This window comes from Carboxylicivirga linearis (assembly GCF_018271995.1).
Taxonomy (GTDB): domain Bacteria; phylum Bacteroidota; class Bacteroidia; order Bacteroidales; family Marinilabiliaceae; genus Carboxylicivirga; species Carboxylicivirga linearis.
This window is the reverse complement of record NZ_JAGUCO010000112.1, coordinates 1-832: the sequence shown is the minus strand read 5'-3', so window position 1 is coordinate 832 and position 832 is coordinate 1. Positions and strand designations below refer to the sequence as shown.

Sequence of the window (832 nt, the reverse complement as noted above, 5' to 3'; positions counted from 1 at the left end):
ATGGTAATGTTAGCATAGCTTCAGATATTTTAACCTTACTGATTAATAATGTAATTATTTAATAGATAATGAAGCTTAAAATAGGGGGTAAAAGAACCTCCGACTTAAAATAGCAGCTCTCACCCTGCTATAATACAAAGGTGCATACACACCACGCCGGAGGCAAATGCCTTTGGTTGGTGTGTATGCACCTATTTTTTTGTGAGAGAATACAAATATAACGATAAAACAACAATAGAATGAATAAACCTTACACAAGTGCACCATTACCGTTCATGGGGCAAAAAAGGCGCTTTTTAAACCATTTTAAAACAGCTTTAAAAGACTTTGAAACAAACAATGTATTTATTGATTTATTTGGAGGTAGCGGTTTATTATCACATACCGTTAAAAATATGCTTCCGGATGCTCAGGTAGTATATAATGACTTTGATAATTACCATACCAGGCTTTTACATGTGGATAAAACCAACCGGATGCTTGCAAAGATTAGAGAGCTTGTCAATAATCAACCACAAGATAAGAAGCTGCCTAATGATATTAAATTGTCAATTATAGATTACATTAAGAGTGAAGATGATAAAGGCTTTGTTGATTACATTACACTGTCATCATCCTTGTTATTTAGCATGAAGTATGCGCTAAATATTGATGAGTTGGAAAAATCAACCATGTATAACTGCGTCCGAAAGTCGGATTATACAGTCACCGGTTATCTTGATGGCTTAGTAATAGTTAAATACGATTACAAGGAACTATTTAACATGTATAAGGATGTTGATGGTGTGGTATTCTTTGTGGATCCACCTTACTTAAGTACTGAGGTAGGTAC

Annotated in this window: 1 protein-coding gene; it reads left to right on the top strand. The window is 34.3% G+C overall.

All coding sequences use genetic code 11. From position 1 onward, the window contains the following. Nucleotides 1–239 precede the first annotated feature (239 nt). A partial coding sequence (locus KEM10_RS23890; RefSeq protein ID WP_212220940.1) for a DNA adenine methylase occupies nt 240–832 on the top strand: 593 nt, incomplete at its 3' end.